Genomic DNA, 22921 nt, shown 5'->3' on the forward strand with positions numbered 1-22921 from the left:
CGCGTCGCGTCACTCAAGAGAGCCGATCTCTCAGGCGCAGCAACCCGTTCTAGATATTCTAACATACGACATCCGAGCGGCAAGCGACAGACGTCATATTGAACCACGCATGCGTGACGCAGCGTCTTTCTTATTACGACAATTCCGGTTCCGGCGTGACCCGAATACGGTTAGAATCCTCCAATAAAGCCGGACCGCCCTGATGCAGATGCCACTCCCCTTCCCACGATTTCCGCTCATCTCGAGGCTCGGGGATTTCGGTAGCGGGGGATTGATGTTTCCTGGAGACCCTGCCTTGGACCTTCCGAAAGGCTCCCCGAAAATCCTGATCGCCGACGACAACCTCCAGAACGTCGAGCTGCTCGAGGCGTATCTAAGCGACGTCGACTGCGAATTGCGCACGGCCTTCGACGGCGAGGAGACACTCAAGGTCGTCGAGGAGTTCGCCCCCGACCTTTTGCTGCTCGATGTGATGATGCCTCGCCTTTCGGGGTTTGAAGTCTGCCGCAAACTCCGTTCCAATCCGACGACCAAGGATCTCCTGATCCTGATGATCACCGCGCTGAACGAGGCCGCCGACTTCGAACGCGGCGTCCAGGCGGGGACCGATGACTTTCTGACGAAGCCGGTCAATAAAGTCGAGCTGCTTTGCCGGATCCGAAGTTTGCTCCGGGTTCGCCATTTGAAGAATCAGCTCGATCGGACCCTGGCCTATCTCGCCGAATTCGAGGCAGAGAGTCGTGCGCCCGAAATGGGCAAGTAAATCGACGGAGCCGGCACTCATTCTCGGACCGGCATCTTCGCCACCTCGATCTTTGAACCAAGGTTTCAGGGGCGAAATCCGCCGTCGCGTCGAGGGTGACCTCGGCATCCTCAACTTTCTCGGTCATGAATCGATGAGGCCCTGCCATGGAAGGGATCGCCTTCCGCAGCAGGGTCTCTGGTCGTTGTATCGCCCCAAGGATCTCCCTCTCATGGCCGCTTTGCCTCGCGTCGTCATCAAGCCAAGACGTGCCCGACCGTTCTTCGCGCGTCACCCCTGGGTCTTCGTCACCTCGATCGGCCGCGTCGACGGCGAGCCCGAGGCTGGTGGCGAGGTCGAGGTCGTCAGCCACGAGGGGCAGTTCATCGGCCGGGGGATTTACAATCCCAAGAGCGCGATCCGCGTCAGGCTCTATCGCTGGGATGGTGGCGAGCTCGACGACGCCTGCTGGACCTCCCTCGTCGCCTCCGCCGTTCGGCTCAGACATGACGTGCTTGGCATGGGCAACGAGGGCACGGCCTACCGTCTCATCGCGAGCGAGGCCGACGGCCTCTCGGGTTTGACGGTCGATCGCTATGATCGCTGGCTCGTGGCCCAGTTCACGAGCCTGGCCCTCTTCCAGCGCCGGGAGGCCCTGGTCGCAGAGCTTGCAAAGATCCCGGGGTTGGAGGGGATCCTGTTCCGGCCCGAGCGCGTCACGGCCGAGCAGGAGGGGATCCCGCCGCAAGGTGACGTCCTCTGGGGAACAGCCCCCGCTAAGCCCGTCGAGATCGTCGAGAACGGCCTCACCTACTGGGTCGACCTCATGGGGGGCCAGAAGACGGGGTTCTACCTCGATCAGCGAGACAACCGTCGAGCCGTCGCCTCCTACTGCAAGGGTAAGACGGTCCTCGACCTCTGCTGCTACACCGGCGGCTTCAGTTTGAACGCTCTCAAGCACGGAGGTGCCGCCTCCACGCTCGGCATCGACACGTCGTCGACGGCCGTCGAGGTGGCTCGACACCACGCGGCGATCAACGAGTTGTCCGGGGCAACCTTCGAGACGGGCGAATTCTTCCCCAAGCTCGAGGCACTCCGCAGCGAGGGGCGACGCTTCGGCGTCGTGATCTGCGACCCGCCCAAATTCGCCAGGAACCCGAAGGGCGTCGAGGATGCCCTCAAGGGCTATCTGAGGCTTAACCGCGCGGCCCTCGACGTGCTGGAGCCGGACGGGATCCTCGTGACCTGCTCGTGCTCGGGACTGGTCGATCGCGCCCTGTTCGCGGACATCATCGGCCAGGTCGCCGAGCAGTCGGGCCGGCCGATCCAGATCCTCGAGCAGCGTGGTCAGGCCCCGGACCATCCGATCCTCGCGTCCTGCCTCGAAACAGAATATCTGAAATGCTTCATCTGCCGGGTCATTTGATATCCCGGTTCGCCTCCTTGAAATCCCGCAGCCATGGTCCCGGCACTCGCTGGCTCGACGAGTGTCGGGGTCGATGCGCCTCCCTAACAACGAAGATCATTCCGCCTCATTTTGCCTGCTCGGAATTACCCCGAGCTCGGGTTGCCTGAAATCGAGAGATCGGCTATCACCGATCGGCCTGCTTCAAAGAAAAGGCCCCGAGATCGCGATGCAAGGAGGCATTGCACCCATGTCAGCGCGCCGCGAAATCCTGGCATTTGCCGCGACGCTGGCGGTCGTGGTCTCCTTCCTCTTCGCCGAGTCACTCCTCTTCGGCAAGGTCCTCAGCCCGGCCGACGTGCTCCGAGCCTCCGCCAGCTTTCGCCAGCATCCGGGCGAGGTCTATGAGCCGGCCAATCGGCTCCTGATGGACCCTGTCCTGCAATTCCAGCCCTGGCTCGAATTCAGCCGTGCGATGATCCGGAATGGCCACCTCCCCCTCTGGAACGAGTGGAGCGGCTGCGGGGCCCCGCACCTCGCCAACGGCCAGAGTGCAATCTTCGACCCGTTCCAGGTGATCGCCTACGTCGGCCGCTTACCCGACGCCTACGCCTGGATGGCAGCCGCCCGACTCTGGACGGCCGGGCTCGGCATGTTCCTCCTGGCGCGAGCCTGGGGCCTCGGCGCCTGGGGACGCTGGTTCGTCGGCCTGGCCTTCCCGCTTTGCGGCTTCCTGATCGTCTGGCTGCTCTTCCCCGTCACGAACGTGGCGATCTGGATGCCCTGGCTATTGCTCGCGACTGATCGCGCCTTGGATCGCCCCGCTTGGCGATCGCTCGGGACTCTGGCGATCGCAACGGGCCTCGTCCTGCTCGGCGGGCACGTCCAGACGAGTGCTCACGTCCTGTTGGCAACAGGTTTTTATACGGTCTGGCGATGGTGGTCGAAGTCCTCCCTTTCGATCGACTGGCGTAAGGTTGCTTTCTGGGGCGCAGGGATCTCGCTCGGGATCGTCATCGCGGCCATCGAGATCATCCCGCTCGGCTTCTACCTCGCCAAGAGCCCGGTCTGGGAGGATCGCGTGAAGGAACGCCGCTCCCCCTGGAAGCTGAGCAAACCGCATATTCTCGACGCCGCATGCACCGCCCTGCCCTACATCTTCGGTAGCCAGCGCCAAGGCCATCCTCACCTGGGCAAGGCTTTCGGCGTCTACAACCTCAACGAGTCGGCGGGTGGATTCGCGGGCCTCGCCTCCTTGCTCTGGCTCGCTCCCCTGGGATGGGCGGCACGTCGCCAGGCGAGTAGGGTCTGGTTCCTCGCGGGGCTCGGCATCGTCGGGGCATTGGGAGCCTTCGCACTGCCCCCGGTCGATAACCTGCTTCGGGCGTTGCCTGTCTTGAACGTGACCGACAACCGCCGCCTCTCGCTCTGGGTAGCCTTCGCGCTGGTCATGCTCGCGGGGATTGGCCTGGATCACCTGGAGAAGTTGCGCGCCTACTGCCCGAAGAGTTGGCTCTGGATTGCCGGCTCACTGCTCCTTTTACTCGGTGCCATCGGCGTGGGAAGGCTCGAGCCCCGATTGCGTCATCGAGCCGAGGCCCACTACCAACTGGCCGCCAAGGCTACGCCAGGAGCCGACGTCGAGGAGTATCGCCGCAGGGCCGATCATCAGGTCGACCTCACGATGAGCTTCTACCCGAGATACCTTGGACTGGCAGCAGGGCACCTCCTGATCCTCGCTGTACTCGCCGGATTCTGGCGCCGAGGCCGATTGCCGGCAGGCGCCGTCCAGGCCGCCCTCTTCTCCCTGACGATGGTCGACCTCCTGGGATTCGGGTACGGCCTCAATCCGGCGATCGCCCGATCGGAGGATCGGATTACCGGCCCCGTCGTCGATTTCCTGCGCAAGAACGTCCCTGCCTCCTCGCGTGTCCTCGGCGTGGGCGAAGAACTCCCGCCGAATTGCCTGATGCGATACGGCCTGCACGAAGTCCGCAACTACGACTCGGTCGAACTCACGCGAAACCTCGACTGGTTCTCATCCTTATATGAGGGGAAAGAGATCCGGCGAGACAGTCGCCGCGCGATCAGCTGGGAGAGTGCCCTGCGAGCCCAGGATGCGCTCCGCGAGGCAAGCATCGGTGCGATCGTCGGCGTCAGTCGGCCCCCGCCTTCCCCTCTCTGGGAGGCCCACCAGATCGGCGCCGTGTGGGTCGTGCTCTGCAAGGGAGCCCCCTGGGCGGATCACGACGGCCCTGGAAATCTCTCCGAGATAAGACGTGTTGGAAATAAAATTACACTCGATTTCAAATTCAATACGTCTCAAAATATCATCGTGCGAGAAATGTTTGACCCGTCGTGGCGGGCTAGCCTCGACGATGAGCCCTGGGAAGTCCGTCCTTACCGCGGGACGTTCCTCGGGGCCAACGTGCCCAAAGGGTCGCATCGACTCGAGTTACGCTACGCGCCCGGGGAGATCCCCTACGCGCTCGCGGCCTCGATTTTCGGCCTGACTCTCTCGCTTTTCGCCTTGACTGCCCCGCGCCCGTTCCGATCTACTCGAATTATCGTCAGAGGGCTTGGACGGACCCAAGCCACCGAGTTAAAATCGGTCCTGTCATCTTCATCGGCCTAACCATTGAGGGATAAGACGCTGATGGTCCACTTCACGTGTGATCTCTGCGGCAAGGACCTGACCGCATGCGGAGACTCCCGCTACGTGGTCAAAATCGAGGCTTTCCCAGGCTTCGACCCCAACGAGATCACAGAGGACGACCTGGACGAAGACCCCATGGAAGCGGTCTCGCAGCTCCTACAGCGCGACGAAAACCTCGGCACCGAGGAAGCCTCCGCGCCCCTGCGTAAGGGCTTCCGATTCGACCTCTGCCCCGCTTGCCACGCGAAGTTCCTCAAGGACCCGCTGGGCAAGGAATTCTTGCGCTCGTTCGACTTCAGCAAGAATTGAGCAGCATCTTCGAGCGCGGCCGGTGAATTGCACTCGGCCGCAGTTCGAGGCTCGGTCCCACATATGATCAAAGATCATGGGCCGTGACGAGACGGCGGGCGGCTCACCTTCCCCCTTCCTCTCTCTTCCCGAGAGCAAGGCGAGCCACTCATGCCTGGATCGAGATGGACTGATGGCGGCGAAGGCCGCCTTGCCGCGATCAGCGCGTGGCCAGGACGACCACGTTGGTGATCACCGAGAGGGCGAGGATCGCCGCCAGGGCGACGATGACGCTCTGCTTGCCGTTCACATAGCCGGCGACTTCGATGAGTTGGGCTTCGCTGATCCCGCGCGAGGTGTCCTCGACATCCCCCTCGGCCAGTGTGGCGAGGTCGTCGGGCTTCTGTCCTGCGATCATCGGGCTCTCGCCCTGCAGCAAGCACTTGAGGTCGAGGATCAGGTCGTCGGGGTTGCGATAGCGGTTCTCGCGGTTCTTGGCCATCATCGTCTCGACGACGACCCCGAGCCCGCTGGAGAGCTTCGTATTCAGGTGGTCGGGGGGCACGAACGGCGTGTTCTTGTCGACGTGCTTGCGCATGACTTCCTGCGCCGTCTCGCCGCCGTACGGGACCTGGCCGGTGACCATGTGGTAGAGGGTCGCCCCCAGACTGTAGATGTCGGCCCGGATATCGACGTCAACCTGGCCGCGGACCTGCTCGGGGCTGATATAGTAGGGAGTCCCGATCGCCATTCCTGCCTCGGACATCGCCCACTTCTCGTCGGCCGTGAGCCGCGCCAGGCCGAGGTCGGCGAGTTTGACATTGCCATCCTTGGTCAGGATGACGTTCTCGGGCTTGATGTCGCGATGGATGAGCCCGCGTTGATGGGCGTGGGCGAGGGCTTCGGCCACGGCCATCACGATCCGGATCGCCATCTTCTCTTCGAAGACCTCGTTCTTGTCGAGGACGTCCTTAATCGTCCCCCCCTCGACATACTCCATGACGAAGTAATGGAGGCCGTTGACGTCGCCCGCGTCGATAGCGTTCACGACGTTGTTGTGCGAGAGCTTGGCGGCGATCTTGGCCTCGCGGTCGAACCGCTTGATGAACTCCTTGTTCTGGGCGAGGGCATCGAGGAGGATCTTGACGGCAACGATGCGATCGACACTTGTCTGGCGCGCCTTGTAGACGACGCCCATCGATCCCTTGCCGAGCTTCTCGATAACCTGATAGCCCGGGATCTCGACCCGGCGATTCGCCTCGCCCGCCTCTTTGAGCAGGCGCATGGACTGGCTCTTGGTCAGGACCCTGGCCTCGACCATGATCTCGAGCAAGCCCTTGCTCTCGTCCTTTGACGCGAGCTTGGCCTTGTGCGCCTTGCAGGCATCGATTTCGGCGGCTGTCGCGAGTCCCCGACGCAGGATCGATTTTTCGAGGTTGAACTCGTTCAGACTCGAGAGCCCTTTCGAATCCTTCGCGGGGGGATTACTTTCGGTCGTCGTGGCCATGTGGCCGGCTCCCTAGGTACCGCGCAACGCGGAATGAATCGATCGCCTCGAAACAGATTAGTGATGGTGCGAACGGGTGCGACAGGCGACCGGAAAGATAGGATGCCCGGGGTGCCGCATATGAGGACTTAGAAGTCAATTATGTGAGTAGTACCCGGCTTGTCAACGCATTTCTCCGCCAAACACCGAAGTGCATCCCAGGACTCGCGACACGTTTACGACAATCACTCCTACGCGGGCCGGCGTGGGCTCGTGACGCTTGTGTATCGGGCTTGCGGCGGTTAGAGTAAATGTTGCGAGATAGCGGCGTGCCGGCCCCTTCGGGGCGACCGATTCGCCGCCCAATTTAGACGTCGGATTCAGGTGGTGGAGGCGGCTTTGTTCAAGATCGGCGTGATTGCGGGAGATGGCGTGGGGCCGGAAGTCGTGCGAGAGGCACTCTCCGTGCTCGAGGTTGCGGCTCGTCCCGAAGGGTTCAAGTACGAGACCATCCCCTTCGACATCGGCGGCGAGCGATACCTCAAGACGGGCGACATCCTCCCGGACCAGACGGTCGCCGATCTGAAGAAGTGCGACGCCATCCTGCTCGGGGCCGTGGGACATCCCGGGGTCGCGCCCGGGGTCCTGGAGAAGGGCATCCTCCTCCGCCTCCGCTTCGAGTTCCACCAATACGTCAACCTCCGTCCCGTCAGGCTCTACCCGGGGGTCGAGACCCCGATCAAGGGCAAAGGGCCGGACGAGATCGACATGGTCGTCGTCCGCGAGAACAACGAAGACTTGTATGTTGGGGCGGGCGGTTTCACCCGCAAGGGGACGCCCGAGGAAGTCGCGATCCAGACCTCGATCAACACGCGAGCCGGCGTCGAGCGTTGCCTACGGTTCGCGTTCGACCTGGCCCGCACACGCGGGGCCAAGCGTCCCTTCCCGGGCCTGAACGCCGAGGAACGGGCCAAGGGGCTGACCGGTCAGGTCACGATGGTCGCCAAGACGAACGTCCTGACCTTCGCCCATGACCTCTGGATGCGGGCCTTCACGGAAGTTTCTCGTGACTATCCGGAAATCAAGAGCGATTATCAGCATGTGGACGCATGTTGCATGCGGATGGTCGTGAGCCCGGAACGGTTCGACGTGATCGCCACCACCAATATGTTCGGCGACATCATCACCGACCTGGGCGCCGTGCTGCAGGGCGGCATGGGCCTGGCATCCTCGGGGAACCTGAACCCGTTGAAATCGGCCCCGAGCATGTTCGAGCCGGTCCACGGATCCGCCCCCGACATCGCCGGCAAGGGGATCGCCAACCCCGTCGCCGCGATCTTGTCGGTCGCGATGCTCCTGGATCACCTCGAGGCGACCTCGGTCGCCGAACGCATACGTCGAGCGACGGCCCGAGTCCTCGCGGCCGGCACCCCGAAAACCCCGGACTTAGGAGGAAGAGCGACCACGGCCGACGTCGGCCTTGCCGTCCGAGAAGCCCTCGAATAGGCGACGGCTCAAGGGTGGCACTGGCCGGAGGAATCGCTCGATCGCTCGAGTTGATCAGCCCCGTTGCTTTTGTTGCTGCCCTTGTTCGACCGCCTGCTTCGGAGGAGAGACCCGCCAATGAGTCTCGGCGCCAACCACGCCCTCGACGCCAGCGTCCTCGTCCTCAACAAGTTCTACATGGCCGTGCATGTCATCTCGGTCCGTAGGGCTTTCTGTCTGCTCTTCAAAGACCTGGCCGAAGTCATCACCCTGGACGATGGCCGGTATCTTTCCTACGACTTCCAGAGTTGGCGCGAGGTCTCCGAGGCCCGCGCCACCTTCAAGGAACCTGACGACGAGTTCATCCGCACCGTCCACTTCGAAATCCAGGTGCCTCGCGTCATCCGACTCCTCACCTATGACCGGCAGCCCCGGCAGAAGGTAAAGTTCAACCGCCGCAACATCTTCGCCCGCGACGGCAATCGCTGCCAGTATTGCGGCAAACGGTTCGCCACGAACGAGCTGAGTCTCGACCACGTCCTCCCCCGGAGCCGCGGCGGCCTGGCCAACTGGGAGAATATCGTCTGCGCCTGCCTTCGCTGTAACGTTCGTAAAGGTGGGCGAACGCCCTGGGAGGCCGGCATGCGGCTCATCAAGGAGCCGGTCCAGCCGAAGACCAGCCCTGCTCTCAGCCTCAAGCTGTCGCATCGCAAGTACCAGAGCTGGAAGTCGTTCCTGGATAACGCGTACTGGTCGGTCGAACTCCGCTAGCCGTTGCGACCAGGCTTGCGGCATCTCACAGGTTTGAGGATAAACCGCCCAAGAATTGTTGAGAGAGTGGATGGCTTCGAACAGCCACTTGGGATATCCTCACATGATGGCCCAGGTATCACGTCGATAATCAATGTTACAGTTGTCTGAGGGAAGATCCATGCGCCGGACTCTAGGACGAAGTCGTTTGAGAGCGGGGTTTACCCTTATCGAGCTCTTGGTGGTCATCGCGATTATCGGCGTGCTGGTCGCTTTGATCATGCCTGCGGTCCAGCAGGCCCGCGAGGCGGCGAACCGCACGAAATGCCAAAATAATATGAAGCAGTTGGGCCTCGCTGCGCAGGAGTACCACGACTCCTTCAACACGTTCCCGTCGGGATGGTTCTGCTGCCCACCTTATGGCACCACCGACCCCAACACCGGGAATCCGTTCCCGATGGACAAGATTGACGTGAGCTACTGGAGTGGCCTTCCCATGCTCCTGTTGAAGCTCGAGCAGGTGAACCTCTACAACGAGATCAATTTCGCTCTGGCGGTCACGGCCCTCGACAACACGACCTCGGTCCGTCGTACCGTCGATGGCTTCGTCTGCCCGTCGAACCGACGTGCGGCGACGGTCACTGCGAATACGAACACCAACACCACCGGCACGTTGAAGTGGGGTCCGATGGACTACCGCGGCAACATGGCGGCTGGCTTTATCATGGACAACACGGTGACCCCGCCCGTCCCGACAGCCAACCCTCCCTTGATGATCCTCGACAATGGCCTGACCTATCAGAACTCGCAGGTTAGCATGGCCGACATCACCGATGGGACTACCTCGACGGTTCTTTTCGGCGAGACCCTGACCGGAACCTGGCCAGATGCCACCAGTTGCTGCGTGCAGACTAACGTTAACCGCACCGTCAACAAACCAATTCAGGTGCCCAACGCTAATGGGACCGGCACGCAGAACGCTTACACCTACTGGATGAGCAAACACCCAGGCATGGTCAACTTTGCTCGTTGCGACGGTAGCGTCCAGACGGTGACGAACCAGATCAATAAGGTGGTGCTCATCAAGATGATGACCCGAAATGGCGGCGAGACCATCTCGAGCGAAGAGATGAAGTGAGACTCAGCAGGCCAGGTCGTCACTCGGCCATATCCTTCTAAACCCCGGGACGCCGATCGGATCAAACCGGTCGGCGTTCTTTGTTTCTAGGGTCGATCAGATAGCACTCAATCAGCCAAGGCCAAAAACGAAACCCCAGTCATCGAGACTGGGGTTAAATCGTCGAATGGCATAGGTTTGCGGCGACCGAAGGGTCGCGGTGACTTACTTGCTGGCGGGAGTGCAGGATTCGCCTTCGAGGGCCGTCTTCTTTTCGGTGATGACGGGGCACTTCGGGGCTTCTTCGGCGTTCAGGCTGGTGAATTCTTTCCAGTCATCCGGCACGTTGTCCTCGTGGAAGATCGCTTCGACGGGGCACTCTGGCACGCACGCCTCGCAGTCGATGCATTCTTCGGGGTGGATGTATAACATCTGCGCCCCTTCGTAGAAACAATCGACCGGACACACGACGACGCAGTCGGTGTACTTGCAGTCGAAGCAGGGCTCGGCGACGACGTGAGCCATTCGAGGACTCCTTATGGAATTCGGTTGAGCCCCGAGGAAGCGAGCCCCATTTCCATGCGCGAACTCGCTCCCGGGGGACGTCCAGACTCGCCCATCTTACGAATTCTCGGCAAGATGGGTCAAGGGGGGCTGAAGGGCCCCACTACCGACCAAACCTTGTTCAGGATTTAGCTTTCCGCTTTGCACTCTTGATATAGATCGGCTTGAGGGGCACGTTTTGGTGAATCGACTGATTCCCTGTCTGGACCTTGGCGATCGCGTCGACGGTTTCCATGCCCGAGACGACCTTGCCGAAGACGGCATAGCCGCCGCCGTAGGTGTCAAGGTCGGGGTTGTTATTGTGATTGATGAAGAACTGCGACGTCGCCGAATCGGGATTATTCGTCCGGGCCATGGCGATCGTGCCGCGGTTGTTGCTCAAGCCGTTGCCCGATTCGTTCTTGATCGGGGGCTTGGTAGGCTTCTCTTCGAGTTTGTCTGTCATGCCACCCCCCTGGATCATGAACCCGGGGATCACGCGGTGGAAGACCGTGTTGTCGTAGAATCCGGAGTCGACATACTTCAGGAAGTTCTCGACGGTGATCGGAGCCCGGGCTTTATCGAGTTCGATGGTGATGGGGCCCTTCGTCGTGTCCAGCACGACCTGGGGATTTTCGTCATCGGCGGCCGTCGCGGTCGCGTTGAAAGCGGCGAGCGTGCCGAGTCCCAGAATGGTCGCCAGGCTGAAGATCGCAAGGCGCACTCGTCGTCCCTGTCGCATGGATAATCTCCTCGAGAGTCCGAACATGATCCGGCCGTCTGGGACGGACCGGAGCGGCCGCCTGGCCGCGTCGGCACCGACTTTAGCACAGAGAATCGTGGGTTTGGTAGACGGACGCCCCTCAGTGCCGGAACCGGAACTCAGCCGATCGTGGGCAGGGTTGGGGTCGCAACCTGGTCTGTGGAGGGAACCTCGGGTTCCTCGACCTTGAGCGGCCACCACTCCAGTCGCACGTCTCCTCGACTGACCACGACGAACGGGCACGGAGGATGCTCGGTCCAGGTGCCGCTGTTGATGTACTGGACCCCGTCAACTTGCGATACGAGCGGTAAGTGGGTGTGCCCACAGGTGACGTGCCGGTAACCACGCGATCGGGCGAAGTCGGTGGCCCGACGCTCGATGAGCTGGCTGTTGCGCTGCCAGCGCTTGGAGATCCGGCGGATCCAGCGCGAGGCGCGGTGGGGCATCCACTTCTGGATATAGTAGAAGATCCCGCAGGCGATGTCCGTCAGCCAGCGATAGTGCGTGATGAAGGTGTCGAACTGGTCCCCATGGAGGATCAGGAGATCCACGTTGGGGTCGTGGTAGACGTACTCATCGAGGATTTCGACGCCGACGATGTGGCTGACGATGTCGGCCGGCCCGTCGTGGTTGCCGCGGACCCAGACGAGCTTGAAGTCGTCGCGGTCCGAGTTGCGCCTGATGATCTTGAGGCAGGCGAAATGCCGCTTCGTGAGCCGCTTGAAATTCAGGTCGTCGAAGATGTCGCCGTTGATCACGAGTTGGCGCGTGCGATAGACGGCCCACTCCAGGAACTCTTCCAGGAGCTTCGCCTGGCAGACGTCGCTGCCGAGATGCAGGTCGCTGATGACGATGCAGTCGTATTCGGGTTCCGGATTGAACGGCGGGATGGTGGCGATTTCGGTCATGGGGGCAGTCCCTGCGTCTCGAAGACGAGGTCGTTCTCGGAACCAATCGAAGGTAGGGAATTCTACCACCCGGCATAGTAAGCCATACCTGGATAATCACGAACAAATCCGAGGTTCGCGAGCCAAGGGGCGGCGGGGCTGGCGAGCGTGGCGGCCGAGTTGTATGTCTCGACCTTCAACACGCGACGAGCCGGCCCTGCCAACGATGGTAGCAAGGCTAAGGCACGGATCAACTCCTCTTCTGATGCTGACCCAAGGCCCGTCAAACGCTTGCCAAAGGCCTCGATGATCAATATGGGGCGTCCCGAGAATATGACGAGAAAGTTCGATGAAGATCTCGGCAATCGTGCCGTCCCGCCCTCGAGCAATTCGATGTCGAGGACCGCTCCCGCCCCATAGAGATTCGCCGGATCCAGCGTCGAGACGAGCCACATCGGAGCATCCGACGACTGATTGGCAGCGAACCGCGCGAGTTCGTCGGCGGCCTCGGGAGTCGCGTACTGGATGCCGGAAAGCCCCTCGACGAAATAACCGCGCCGAAGCTCTCCGCGGAGTTCGGCCCGATCGAGCTTCGGGGCCAGTTCTCGCCAAGGGGGCGCCCAGGGATCGAGGCTCGTGGTCTCTCGCGTCAGGACGCCGTAACGCTCCAGCAGGACAGCCGCCCAGCTCAGGAGCGAGGCCTCCTCATCCCCCCCCGAGGTCGAACCGAGCGACGACCATCGCCCCTCGGCCACCTGCGAGCTGGGACGCCTCGGCATCGAACGTCGGAGCCTCGTCGACGAACCGGAGCCGGGCGAGTTCGCGCGAGCCAGGGCCTCGCCCATCGCGTTGCCGCCGGGACGGAGTGGATCGAAGCGGTCGTTCGTGACATGGCCTTCGCGCACGAGCCTGGCGAGGGCATTCCGCACCTGGCTCGGCTCGAGTGCCAGGGATCGGGCCAGTTCGAGGACGAATGTCGCCCCTCGCTCTCGGAGATGCCCCAGGACTCGTTGATCCACCTCGCCGAGCGACGATCCCTCGGAAGTCACCGGCCAGGCCCCGGCGAACTCACGCAGGACGAACGCGACACGAGGCGACGAGCCCTTGCCGTCGTCGCTCGCACGCCAGATCCAGCCCTCGCCGGAGAGGGTCTCGTCGAGCCAGTTGGGGCGGTAGTCGAGAATCCGCCGGGGTAGGATCTCGGTCTCCCAGAGGTCGGCCGGGGCGGCGAATCCCTGGAGTTGCTCGAGGACGAGCCCGACGCTCGAATTCCCCTCCCACCTCGTGCTCGGGTGGACGTGTTGCCGATGGGCGACGAAATCCGCGAAGATCTCGGGCGTGACCGCCACGCTCTCGCGACGTCGGATCGCGATCGAGAGACGGCGGACTTCGTCCAGGTTGCGCTGATCGGCCCAACGCTCGGCGCCGGAATCCGAAGTCGGATCGAGTCGGACCAGGCGGCCCGCCTCTTCCCAGCTTTCGAGCAACTCGGCCGCTCGCACTTTCTTGATCGGATACCGTGCCGCGAGGTCATCGAGCCCGATCAAGGCGTGGGTCTCGAGGAATCGCAGGATGATCTGTTCGAGTGATGGGGCGTCGGGCTTTTTCCTGACGAAGGCGTCGCGATACAGGTCGGCCTCCTCGGCGCCGATCCATCGGGTCGGCTCCGCGGTCCCCGGGAGTTCGATCGCGACTGCCCTGCCCTGCCCTTCGAGTTCGTTGAGGAACCCGAGCATCGGACCCGCGAGTTCGCTCGGCGTGAGGTCCCCCAGCCGTCGAAGCATCTCGGCCATCTCCTCGACGGTCCTCGGCGGCTTGCCGGATCCGCGAAGTCGGTTCTCGACGCGGGCGATGGCGTCGGGGTCGAGCCAGAGCGACCGGGTATTCTCCTCGAGCAAGGGGGAGAGGAGAGCGTCGTCGATCGCGCCGGCGACCGGACGACGATCGGTCCGCTTCGGCTCATCCCACTGGTAGATATATTCCTGCGTGAATCGGAAGACGAGGTCGGAGACGAAGGGCGAGGCAATCTCGCTCCGCCTCGCGACGACGCGGATCTCGCCGCCCGACACGTGATCGAGGAAGATCTTGAACCTGCCGATGTCGAGGTCGTCATCGAGGCATTCGCGATAAGTCTCGACGACGATGGGGAAGTCAGGGAACTTGCGGACGACCTGGAGCAGGTCCTTGGCGCGGAGCCGCTGGAGCCAGAGGGGCGTGCGCTTCGTCGGGTCGGGGCGAGGCATGAGCAAGGCTCGGCCCGCGTTCTGGCGGAATCGCAGGCCGAAGAGGGCGCTCTCCCCGAGTTCCTCTCGGATCAACTCTTCCCCGAGGGCCGATGTCAACCCTTGAAACAAGTCGAGTGGTGGTTCATCCATCTTGGGGAACCGTATCAGCACCCCTTCATCACCGTGGAGGCAGGAAACGGCGATCCCGAACCGCTGGCGGACCCTCGCCTGGAAGACGAGCTTTAGAGCATGGTGCAGCTTGCCGCCGAATGGGGTGAGCACGGCGATGCCGAGCTCACCGGCCGGGTCGCGAAAGGTCTCGATCACGACCGTGTGGTCGTCGGGTACGGCGCCCGCGATCCGGACCTGGCGTGCGACATGGTCCCGCAGCGATGCGGCAGCGGAAGGCTCGAGCTTGCACTCTTCCTGGAGCCAAGGAACGAGCGATGAATCGTCGAGTCGACTCGAGATCTCCCGGCAGAGCGTCCCGACAGCCTCGCCGAGTTCGGGCGAGCGGGGAGCGTCCTCGCCGCGCCAGAAGGGCATCATGGCCGACTGCCCCTGGGCACTCGCGACGACGACGCGTTGCGGTTCGATGGCCTCGATGCGCCAGGTCGCCGTTCCGAGCACGAAGGTCTCGCCGACTCTGCGCTCGAAGACGAATTCCTCGTCGAGCTCCCCGAGTCGGGGCCCTTCGGCACCGAGATAGACGGGGAACTGTCCGGTGTCGGGTATCGTCCCGCCGCCCGTGATGGCGAGTCGGGCGGTGCCCGGCAGGGGCAGGAGCCGGTGATGGACGCGATCCCAGCTGACTCGAGCGCGGAGGTCGCGAAAGGGCTCGGTCGGGAACCGGCCGGAGACCATTTTGAGGACGCTTTCGAAGGCGTCGGCGGTCAGGTTGCGATACGGATAGGCCTGGCGGACGAGGTCGAACAGGTTGCGGGCTTCCCAGGCGTCGACCGCCACGCAGGCGACGACCTGCTGGGCCAGGACGTCGAGACAGCCCGAAGGGACGCGGAGGGTCTCAACCTCGCCGTGCACCATCGCCCTCGCCAGTGCGGCCGACTCGACGAGATCGCTCGAGGTCTTGGCGATCAAGCGGCCCTTGCTGACCCGGCCGACGAGGTGGCCGGCTCGTCCCACGCGCTGAAGGCCGCGCGAGACATTGCCGGGCGACTCGACCTGGCAGACGAGGTCGACGGCCCCCATGTCGATCCCGAGCTCAAGCGAGGCGGTCGCGACGACCGCCTTGAGCTCGCCCTGCTTGAGGGCCTCCTCAGTCCCCCGCCGCTCCTCGAGGTTCAAGGAGCCGTGGTGTGAGCGGGCGAACGCTTCTGGGGCAATCCCCTCTTCCTCCGAGCTTTCATTGAGCCTGGAGGTGAGCCGCTCGACGACGCGTCGGTTGTTCGCGAAGACGATCGTCGATTGGTGTTCGCGGATCAGTCCCAGCACCCGTTGCTCGATGGCCGGCCAGGTCGTCCCCGCCGCCATCGGCCGGGATGACTCGAAGGGGACCAGCACCTCGAGGTCCAGCACCTTGCGCTGGCCAGTATCGACGATCGTCACCGGCCTCGGCTTGAAGCGGGTCGCCCGGCCCGGAGTGGCTTCCGACGAGAAGCCCCCGAGGTAGCGAGCGACCTCCTCGAGCGGGCGTTGGGTGGCCGAGAGGCCGATGCGGACGAAGCCCTGCGAGCTGATCGCCTGGAGCCGCTCGAGCAGGAGCGCGAGGAAGACGCCCCGCTTGTTCGAGCAGACGGCGTGGATCTCGTCGAGGATCAGGTGCGAGATACTGCGTAAGGTCTCTCGTGCCCGACTCGTGAGCATGAGATGCAACGATTCAGGCGTCGTGATGAGGATGTCGGGCGGTTGGCTGACGAGTTTCCGACGTTCGGCGGTCGGCGTGTCCCCGCTCCGGATCCCGATGGTGAGTTCGGGCAGCGGAAACCCCATTGACTCGGCCGTCTTCAGGATGCCGTCGAGCGGTACTTGCAGGTTGCGATAGACATCCTGGTTCAGCGCCTTGAGCGGCGAGATGTAGAGAATGCGACTCCCCTTGGCGATCCGAGGATGGCGCCAGAGGTGGTCGAGCGCGGCCAGAAAGGCCGCGAGGGTCTTGCCCGAGCCGGTTGGGGCAAAGATGAGGGTATTCTGGCCCGAAGCGATCGCCGGCCAACCCTCGCGTTGCGGTGGGGTCTCCTCACCGAACGTCTCCCGGAACCAGTTGGCCACGGGCGGCAGCATGCCGTCCAATCCGTCAGGTGCCGACATCGGTTAAGACGAGTCCTCGAGGTGGCTCTCGGCGAATGCTCACCTCAATCTTGGCCGATGACGTCCCCTCCGACAAGCACAAACTAAACAGATGTACCCAGGCTTGTAAAAAGTACCAATCAGTTCTCGATACCTTCGGCGTCGACGAGGGCCCGATCGATCAAACCCCTCAGGATCTGGGCGACGCTTTCCTGGCGACGCTTCGAGAGCTCGACCAGGGCTTTCGCACGATTCGCCGGGAGAAGTAGGCCGATTTCCACCACCTCGCCGGGAGAGAAGATGCCGGATTTCGTCGCACTCACGCTCTGAAATGGCGCCATGGGAAGGGATCTCGCTTCGAGAATTGCGGAGCTAGAAAGGCTCTTCAGGTGTGCGAACCCTTACTTGGGCAAATCTCGGACCAATTCCTTCACCGTGAGACCAAGTTAAGCCCGGACCGGCAAATCAGCGGATCAGAGAGATGGCGATGACGGCGATGATGCCAACGACGACAGCAATCGCGATGAAATGGATGAGCCACTTCGAGTCTTCCTCGACGCGGGGACGCTCTGGCAGTGGAGTGATGATTGACGATGATTGTTTCCGCTCACCGGGAAGCATGACGAGTGCCCGAATCGGGGGGGCGGGAGCTCGATGCATCGGAGCGGCGGACGGCTCGGGGGTGCCGAGGTCGCGAAGCGAGAATCCCCGACTCCCTTTCTCTTCATCGCCGAGGACGCGAAGATCGTCGTCGATCAACTCGGGCGGTGGAAGATGGAATGCTCGCGCCGACTCGGCCTCATTCCCGAGGATCGCACGGACCTTCTCGGGGTCGACCCATCTGGCGAGGTCCGACCGCAGTTCAAGGCAGTTCTGATAGCGGTCGTCCGGAGTCTTCGCCATGAGCTTGCGCACGATGGCGGCGAACGCGGCGGGCACGCCCTTCACGACGCGCTCGAGCGGCTCCGGATCCTCCATCCGTTGCTTGAAGATCTTGTTGACGACGTCGCCGCCGTCGAACGGAGGCCGACCGGCGAGCGTGAAATAGAGCGTGCAACCGACGCTGTAGAGGTCGCTACGTCGATCCGCCTGCGCGGCATTGCCAAGCTGCTCGGGGCTGGCGTAATCGAGGGTCCCGACCACGACGTTCGGCCGGGTAAGCGGACTTTCCTCCTCGACCGAGCGGGCGAGGCCAAGGTCGAGGATCTTCGCGTCGCCGTCGGGCGTGATCATGATGTTCGACGGCTTGATGTCGCGGTGGATCAAACCGGCGACGTGTGCAGCCTCGAGGCCATCGAGGACCTTCAGGAAAAGCCTCGCGGTGTCCGGAACCCGCAGAGGACCGCCATTTGCCCCTTTGACCATGTCGTAGAGGCTCTCGCCGGGGATGTACTCCATGACCATGAAGTAGACATCCCTTTCGTTCCCGACGTCGAGGGTCCTGGCGAGATTGGGGTGAATCGCCCTGCGTGATAGATCCATCTCGCGACGGAAGCGAAGCAAGGCCTGCTTTTCCTCGGCGGCCCGCCTCGGGGGCAGGACCTTGATGGCCACGCGTTGGCCGTCGACCTCATGTTGGGCGAGGAAGACCTTACCCATACCCCCTGCGCCCAACGGCCGGAGGATGCGGTAACCTCCCAGGAAAAACCCGCGCGTCGCGCCAGCGAGGACCTTACGCGCCTGATACGAGGTGAGCGTCCCCTTCTGGATCAGGGCGCGTGCAAGCCGCTTGGCCCCGTCCGGAGTGGAGGGGACGATGTCCAGGTCCGCGACGGCCTGGTCCAGGGCCTCGGGCGGGATGAGTCCGCTCCTGGCGACGTTCTCCAGGAAGTCCTCAAGGGCTGGCATGACCTTGCCCCCTGGACCCGGCGCGAATCCGACGTGCGGTCATGGGTCGAGACCAATCTCCCTCGGTATGAGACCGAAACGAGGAGCCCGGCGACTCGAGTGTGTGGGCAATACCCACACTCTGATGCCATGGTGACGCCAACACTCGTCCCGACCCGGGACATGTCGACGAACGCGACAGGAGCGGAGGCGTCGGATCACAAGCTACCGGAGCGATCGAGATGGCGTTTACTTCGAAACCGCACCGTCGCCGAGCACGTGGATGACCAGGCTCGTGATGTTGTCCTTGGAGTCGTTGGCGAGTGCCTGATCGACCAGCACCCGCGCCGCACGTTGGGGGTCGTCGCAGGTTTCCAGCACGCGAGTCAGTTCGGCGTCGCTGACGACCCCGGTCAGTCCATCGCTCGCCAGCAGGAACCGATCCCCGGGCTGGGCTTCGAGGACGCGCACGTCTTCGGGGCCGCTCCTGGCATCCTTGCTGCCGAGGTAAAGGTACAGGACATTCTTGAACTTATGATGGGGGATTTCTTCTTTGCTGATCGTGCCTGCCTCACCCAGGGCATCGGCCAGGGAATGATCCTTGGTCATCTGCTCGAGGACGCCGGCGCGGAGGCGATAGGCCCTCGAGTCGCCGATCCCGGCGACGAAGACCCGGTTGTTCCGGAAGAGCGCGAGCACCACGGTGGTGCCCATATTAGAGAATTCGGCAACGGCCCCCGAACAGCCTAGGATTTCTTGATTGGCTTCGGCGACGGATTCCCGGATCACCCCCTGGATGGCCCGAGGATCGAGGTCGGTCGGCCGCATCCGACGGGCGAGGGCTTTGGGAATCAGCTCGACGGCCATCTTGCTCGCCTGCTCGCCGGCCTGCTGCCCCCCCATGCCGTCGGCGACGATGAAGACCACATCCGAGGTGTCGAACGAGGACGCGCCGATGTCTCCGCTGCGATGAGAGGAGGAGGGCATGTCGAACCGGACCGAGTTTCGCCCGGGCACATAGAAGTTGTCTTCGTTCTGCTCGCGGTAATGTCCGGTCTCGGAGATCACTCCGGCGCGGAGTTTGAGGGCCCCGGAGACGAGGGTGAGCGACGACGGGGTCGAGAATTCCGCCGTGGCGACCGTATCGTCATGGGCATGCCGCGACGCATCTGCGCCCAGGAATCTGTGAAGTTGGTTCATCAACCGGGATAACCAGCTCACCTCGACCGCCTTCTCTAGCCGTGACCTTGTGACGGAGTCTGGTAAATGGCCCGTTGAGCCACGCCGCGAGTCAGGTCCGAGCGTGGATCGGACTCGCCCAACGCATGAGGTCGTCGATCCCGACGGAGCGATAAGTCATGAAGATCTCGCCCGCCTCGAACCCGGCCGTCAGGCCATGGTAGCGGTTCATCGTCTCGACCGCGCCGAAGATCCCCGACTTGGCCGGCGGAAACTGGGTCGCGTAGGCCCGCACCGCTTCGAGCTTGATCGCGAGCGTGCTGCTGATGTCGGCGACGATGTAACCCGAGGCTTCCGGCAGGTCCAGCCCATGCAGGGCGATCGGAAAGCTCAACTGGTTCGAGATGGTGTGGACAGGCAGGCCGTCGAAATGCTCATCCCACTTCGTAAGCCGGCTGTAGAAGACGGCCGCATCCGTGATGAGCATCGCCTGGTAGTGGTCGGGCGAGGCGAGGACGGTCTTGCCCCCGAACCCGAGGACGACCTTGGGCCGATGCTTTCGGAATAACTTGGCCAGGGCCACCCTGGCCTCGAAGCAGTCGAAGAGCCGACGGTTGGGAAGGTTCAGGTTGATCCGAACGTCGATCCCGAGGATTTCCGCGGCCCTGGTCGCTTCGGCGAGGCGGACGTCGGGACCGGGCGAGAGCGGAGTCGGCTCGCCATCGGTGAGATCGACGATCCCGACCCGATACCCCTTGTGGGCGAGCCTCGCCAGGGTACCGCCGCACGCGATCTCCACATCGTCGGGATGGGCACCGACCGCGATCAAGTCCAGCTCGACGTCGCTGGCCTCTAGCATACGTAACCTTCCCTCGCGGCCCGAGTTCCAGGGGCAATGCCCCAACATGCCCTAAGTATAGCCACACCAAGCGAACTCTCCCAGCCGAAGGTGGGAAAACGCCCGGAAATTGGTGTGGCGAAAACTCCGGTTTGATCTCTGACGGCGACCTCAGTCGTTTGCCTCGAGCGTCTTCGTCACCGCGAGCAGGAAGGTCGGGTTGATCGCCTCGAAGCGGACGCGATCCATCTGCTCGATCCCTCGGGCGATCGAGATGTTCCAGACCCGGACCTCGCCGGCGAGCCGTTTCAGAGTCTCGTGGGCGGTCGCGAGGCCGTCGATGGTCGCCACGTTGACGACGAGTCGCCCACCAGCGGCGAGCTTCGAGTAGGCTGCGTTCAGGACCAGGACCACCTGTCGCCCCGTCCCCCCGACGAAGATCGCATCCGGCTCGGGGAGGTTGGCGAGAATCTCGGGGGCCCTGCCGCTGACCGGCTTGACGTTCGGAACGCCGAAGCTCTCGGCATTCGCCTGGATCAGGGCGACATCCCCCGCCTCGGGCTCGATGGCAAAAACCTGCCCATGCTGGGCAAGCTGCGCGGCCTCGATCGCGACCGAGCCTGAACCGGCTCCGATGTCCCACACGACACTGGTAGGCCGCACGTCGAGTTGCGCGAGGGCGATCGCCCGGACTTCCGACTGGGTAATCAGCCCTCGCTTGGGCAGCGACTGGGCGAAGGCGTCGTCATGATTGCCGAAGAGACGATAGTTGGCGACCCGACTAGCCCGATCGGGTCGGTTCGGCTTGCGAATGAGGATCAGGACGTTGAGGGGGTCGAAATCGAGCGTGGTCAGGTCCGACAACTCGGCCTGGGTCACGCGCTCGTCTGGAGAGCCGAGATTCTCGCAGACATACGCGCGGAAGTAATCGATGCCCCGATCCAGCAGGGCCTGGGCGATCTTCTGAGGCGGATGCTCGTCGCTCGAGAAGAGCCCGACCTTCTCAGCCGTGCGAATCCGGTCGATGATGGCCTCGATAGGCCGGCCGGCTGCGCTCGTCAGGTAGGCGTCTTCCCAGCTCTCCTTCACCCGGGCGAAGGCGAGTTGCATGCTGCTGACGTGCGGGATGACCTCGAACTGGTCCTTACCCAGGCGATCGCAGAGGTAGCGGGCCACCCCGTAGAAGAGGGGGTCTCCGCTGCTGACGAGGACCGGCTTGCTGACGCTAAGGGCTTCGCGAACCTGCCGGAGCGCGGCGGGCATCTCGGGATCGAGCGCCACCTTCTTGCCCGAGACCTCGTCGAGCAAGCGCAGGGTCGCCGGGGCTCCCAGGATCAGGTCGGCCTCGGAGACGATCCTGCGCGCGGCCTCCGTCATGCCGGCCAGGCCATCGTCGCCAATACCCACAATCACCAGCTTCGATCTCGATTCAGACAAGGTGCACGTCCCCAGGAGCCGCATTCCAACCGCCCGGCGAGGAGAACCCTCGCGACCGGCACGACGCTTCGCATTGTAATCGGCGGATGCTCTCTCAGGTAGGCTTTGCCTCGGCAACTGACGGCGCAATCCTTCCTTCAAGAACTCGATGGTCATGCCGGCAAGCTCGACCACTATTGGCTTCAGGTGCTCGAGAGGAACCAATCGCCGACGGCCTCGGCCAGATCTTCCGCATGCGTATAGTGCGGTTGGTGGCCGACCCCTTCCAGTATCTTCGCCCGGGCGTTCGACAATCCCGCGCGGAGCTCTTCGAAATGAGAGCCGGTGACGATGTTATCCTCGGTCCCCTGGATCAGGAGGATCTTGGCCCGGATCGCCGACAGGATTGGGCGTAGGTCAAGCCCCGCGATAAGGTCGAGCCGGTGGGCCATCGAGGCAATCGGCGTCAGGCCGTTCTCCTCGATGTACAACGGCCATCGGTCGGCAATTTCGCCCGGGAACTGGTCCCGGTTCTTGAACCGGAGGACGGGACGTCTCAACGGGAGTCGCGACGCGGTGCCGGGGATCCTCCTCCCCACGCCCAGCGCCAGACGCTCGACCCTCGAGAACCGCCGATGGGCAAAGCCCCCCTGGATCGCCGCCTTCGGAAACCGCTCGGGTTCGCGGTGGAGTGCACTCAGCGTCACCGTCGAGCCGAACGAGAGCCCGAAGAGATTGGCCTGCCTCAGCCCGAGGTGGTCGAGCAAGACCGCAAGATCGGCAACGAGATCGTCGTGGCGGATCGCGCGGAGGTTTGCACCGTCGTCGGGATGTTCGCCCGGATAATCGTAGACGATGGTCTGGAACCGCGAGGAGAGGCGGTTGAGGGTTAGTGCGTATCCGCGATAAGTCGAAGCGATGCCTGGGACGAGCACGATCGCAGGCCCCTCACCCAGCACCCGATAGCGCATCCGATAGCGAGGCCCGTCGAAAATCCCATGCACTGCATTGCGATCGAAGGCCTCGACCTCGGCCCGGAAATCCGCCGGGGTTGCAGGCATAGCCTC

18 protein-coding genes are annotated in these 22921 nt (G+C 63.1%); 7 read left to right on the forward strand and 11 right to left on the reverse strand.

Annotated features, from left to right (window positions below; all coding sequences use genetic code 11):
- The first annotated feature begins 295 nt into the window (after window positions 1-295).
- The 4 genes from ACOYYX_RS32690 to ACOYYX_RS32705 all read left to right on the forward strand — a co-directional run bounded on the left by ACOYYX_RS32690 (window position 296) and on the right by ACOYYX_RS32705 (window position 5112).
- The gene (locus ACOYYX_RS32690; RefSeq protein WP_422926854.1) at window positions 296-763 is read left to right on the forward strand and encodes a response regulator; all 468 of its coding nucleotides are present in this window, start codon (window positions 296-298) and stop codon (window positions 761-763) included.
- Window positions 764-974: 211 nt separating this feature from the next.
- Window positions 975-2168, forward strand: a complete 1194-nt coding sequence (locus ACOYYX_RS32695; RefSeq protein ID WP_422926855.1) for a class I SAM-dependent rRNA methyltransferase — start codon at window positions 975-977, stop codon at window positions 2166-2168.
- 229 nt (window positions 2169-2397) lie between these two features.
- Window positions 2398-4782, forward strand: a complete 2385-nt coding sequence (locus ACOYYX_RS32700; RefSeq protein WP_422926856.1) for a hypothetical protein — start codon at window positions 2398-2400, stop codon at window positions 4780-4782.
- A 21-nt stretch (window positions 4783-4803) separates the two neighbouring features.
- Window positions 4804-5112 (forward strand): hypothetical protein, encoded by a 309-nt coding sequence (locus ACOYYX_RS32705; RefSeq protein ID WP_422926857.1) that lies wholly within the window; start codon window positions 4804-4806, stop codon window positions 5110-5112.
- Between the two features lie 199 nt (window positions 5113-5311).
- Here the strand turns inward: ACOYYX_RS32705 and ACOYYX_RS32710 are convergent, their stop codons facing one another.
- Complete coding sequence (locus tag ACOYYX_RS32710; protein ID WP_422926858.1) at window positions 5312-6598, reverse strand: serine/threonine protein kinase; 1287 nt, start codon at window positions 6596-6598, stop codon at window positions 5312-5314.
- A 363-nt stretch (window positions 6599-6961) separates the two neighbouring features.
- On the opposite strand from ACOYYX_RS32710, the gene ACOYYX_RS32715 reads away from it, so the two are divergent.
- The 3 genes from ACOYYX_RS32715 to ACOYYX_RS32725 all read left to right on the forward strand — a co-directional run bounded on the left by ACOYYX_RS32715 (window position 6962) and on the right by ACOYYX_RS32725 (window position 9950).
- The gene (locus tag ACOYYX_RS32715) at window positions 6962-8083 is read left to right on the forward strand and encodes a 3-isopropylmalate dehydrogenase (RefSeq protein WP_422926859.1); all 1122 of its coding nucleotides are present in this window, start codon (window positions 6962-6964) and stop codon (window positions 8081-8083) included.
- Between the two features lie 117 nt (window positions 8084-8200).
- A complete protein-coding gene (locus ACOYYX_RS32720; RefSeq protein WP_422926860.1) occupies window positions 8201-8833 on the forward strand; it encodes an HNH endonuclease in 633 nt (210 codons plus the stop codon).
- A 220-nt stretch (window positions 8834-9053) separates the two neighbouring features.
- Entirely contained in the window at window positions 9054-9950 is an 897-nt protein-coding gene (locus ACOYYX_RS32725; RefSeq protein WP_422926861.1) for a DUF1559 domain-containing protein, read from the forward strand.
- A 204-nt stretch (window positions 9951-10154) separates the two neighbouring features.
- Here the strand turns inward: ACOYYX_RS32725 and ACOYYX_RS32730 are convergent, their stop codons facing one another.
- The 10 genes from ACOYYX_RS32730 to ACOYYX_RS32775 form a co-directional block, all read right to left on the reverse strand.
- Complete coding sequence (locus ACOYYX_RS32730; RefSeq protein ID WP_422926862.1) at window positions 10155-10454, reverse strand: 4Fe-4S binding protein; 300 nt, start codon at window positions 10452-10454, stop codon at window positions 10155-10157.
- Between the two features lie 160 nt (window positions 10455-10614).
- On the reverse strand, window positions 10615-11214 hold the full coding sequence (locus ACOYYX_RS32735; protein WP_422926863.1) for a peptidylprolyl isomerase: 600 nt from the start codon (window positions 11212-11214) through the stop codon (window positions 10615-10617).
- Window positions 11215-11354: 140 nt separating this feature from the next.
- Window positions 11355-12143, reverse strand: coding sequence for a UDP-2,3-diacylglucosamine diphosphatase (locus ACOYYX_RS32740; protein ID WP_422926864.1), 789 nt, complete (start codon window positions 12141-12143; stop codon window positions 11355-11357).
- 62 nt (window positions 12144-12205) lie between these two features.
- On the reverse strand, window positions 12206-16588 hold the full coding sequence (locus ACOYYX_RS32745; protein ID WP_422926865.1) for a DEAD/DEAH box helicase: 4383 nt from the start codon (window positions 16586-16588) through the stop codon (window positions 12206-12208).
- A gap of 146 nt (window positions 16589-16734) precedes the next feature.
- Complete coding sequence (locus ACOYYX_RS32750) at window positions 16735-16935, reverse strand: hypothetical protein (protein ID WP_422926866.1); 201 nt, start codon at window positions 16933-16935, stop codon at window positions 16735-16737.
- Window positions 16936-17059: 124 nt separating this feature from the next.
- A complete protein-coding gene (locus tag ACOYYX_RS32755) occupies window positions 17060-18442 on the reverse strand; it encodes a serine/threonine-protein kinase (protein ID WP_422926867.1) in 1383 nt (460 codons plus the stop codon).
- 228 nt (window positions 18443-18670) lie between these two features.
- On the reverse strand, window positions 18671-19621 hold the full coding sequence (locus ACOYYX_RS32760) for a PP2C family protein-serine/threonine phosphatase (protein ID WP_422926868.1): 951 nt from the start codon (window positions 19619-19621) through the stop codon (window positions 18671-18673).
- Between the two features lie 91 nt (window positions 19622-19712).
- A complete protein-coding gene (locus ACOYYX_RS32765; protein ID WP_422926869.1) occupies window positions 19713-20459 on the reverse strand; it encodes a PIG-L family deacetylase in 747 nt (248 codons plus the stop codon).
- Window positions 20460-20609: 150 nt separating this feature from the next.
- Entirely contained in the window at window positions 20610-21875 is a 1266-nt protein-coding gene (cbiE, locus tag ACOYYX_RS32770) for a precorrin-6y C5,15-methyltransferase (decarboxylating) subunit CbiE (RefSeq protein WP_422926870.1), read from the reverse strand.
- Window positions 21876-22057: 182 nt separating this feature from the next.
- Window positions 22058-22915: an alpha/beta fold hydrolase gene (locus ACOYYX_RS32775; RefSeq protein ID WP_422926871.1), complete on the reverse strand. Its 858-nt coding sequence runs from the start codon at window positions 22913-22915 to the stop codon at window positions 22058-22060.
- Window positions 22916-22921 lie beyond the last annotated feature (6 nt).

Source organism: Singulisphaera chitinilytica (assembly GCF_049331405.1).
Lineage (GTDB): Bacteria > Planctomycetota > Planctomycetia > Isosphaerales > Isosphaeraceae > PoT.

Coding starts and splice junctions, on each gene's coding strand:
- ACOYYX_RS32695 (WP_422926855.1), top strand. CDS start 975: ATGGCCGCTTTGCCTCGCGTCGTCATCAAGCCAAGACGTGCCCGACCG.
- ACOYYX_RS32700 (WP_422926856.1), top strand. CDS start 2,398: ATGTCAGCGCGCCGCGAAATCCTGGCATTTGCCGCGACGCTGGCGGTC.
- ACOYYX_RS32705 (WP_422926857.1), top strand. CDS start 4,804: ATGGTCCACTTCACGTGTGATCTCTGCGGCAAGGACCTGACCGCATGC.
- ACOYYX_RS32710 (WP_422926858.1), bottom strand. CDS start 6,598: ATGGCCACGACGACCGAAAGTAATCCCCCCGCGAAGGATTCGAAAGGG.
- ACOYYX_RS32720 (WP_422926860.1), top strand. CDS start 8,201: ATGAGTCTCGGCGCCAACCACGCCCTCGACGCCAGCGTCCTCGTCCTC.
- ACOYYX_RS32730 (WP_422926862.1), bottom strand. CDS start 10,454: ATGGCTCACGTCGTCGCCGAGCCCTGCTTCGACTGCAAGTACACCGAC.
- ACOYYX_RS32735 (WP_422926863.1), bottom strand. CDS start 11,214: ATGCGACAGGGACGACGAGTGCGCCTTGCGATCTTCAGCCTGGCGACC.
- ACOYYX_RS32740 (WP_422926864.1), bottom strand. CDS start 12,143: ATGACCGAAATCGCCACCATCCCGCCGTTCAATCCGGAACCCGAATAC.
- ACOYYX_RS32745 (WP_422926865.1), bottom strand. CDS start 16,588: ATGCTGCCGCCCGTGGCCAACTGGTTCCGGGAGACGTTCGGTGAGGAG.
- ACOYYX_RS32750 (WP_422926866.1), bottom strand. CDS start 16,935: ATGGCGCCATTTCAGAGCGTGAGTGCGACGAAATCCGGCATCTTCTCT.
- ACOYYX_RS32755 (WP_422926867.1), bottom strand. CDS start 18,442: ATGCCAGCCCTTGAGGACTTCCTGGAGAACGTCGCCAGGAGCGGACTC.
- ACOYYX_RS32760 (WP_422926868.1), bottom strand. CDS start 19,621: ATGAACCAACTTCACAGATTCCTGGGCGCAGATGCGTCGCGGCATGCC.
- ACOYYX_RS32765 (WP_422926869.1), bottom strand. CDS start 20,459: ATGCTAGAGGCCAGCGACGTCGAGCTGGACTTGATCGCGGTCGGTGCC.
- ACOYYX_RS32775 (WP_422926871.1), bottom strand. CDS start 22,915: ATGCCTGCAACCCCGGCGGATTTCCGGGCCGAGGTCGAGGCCTTCGAT.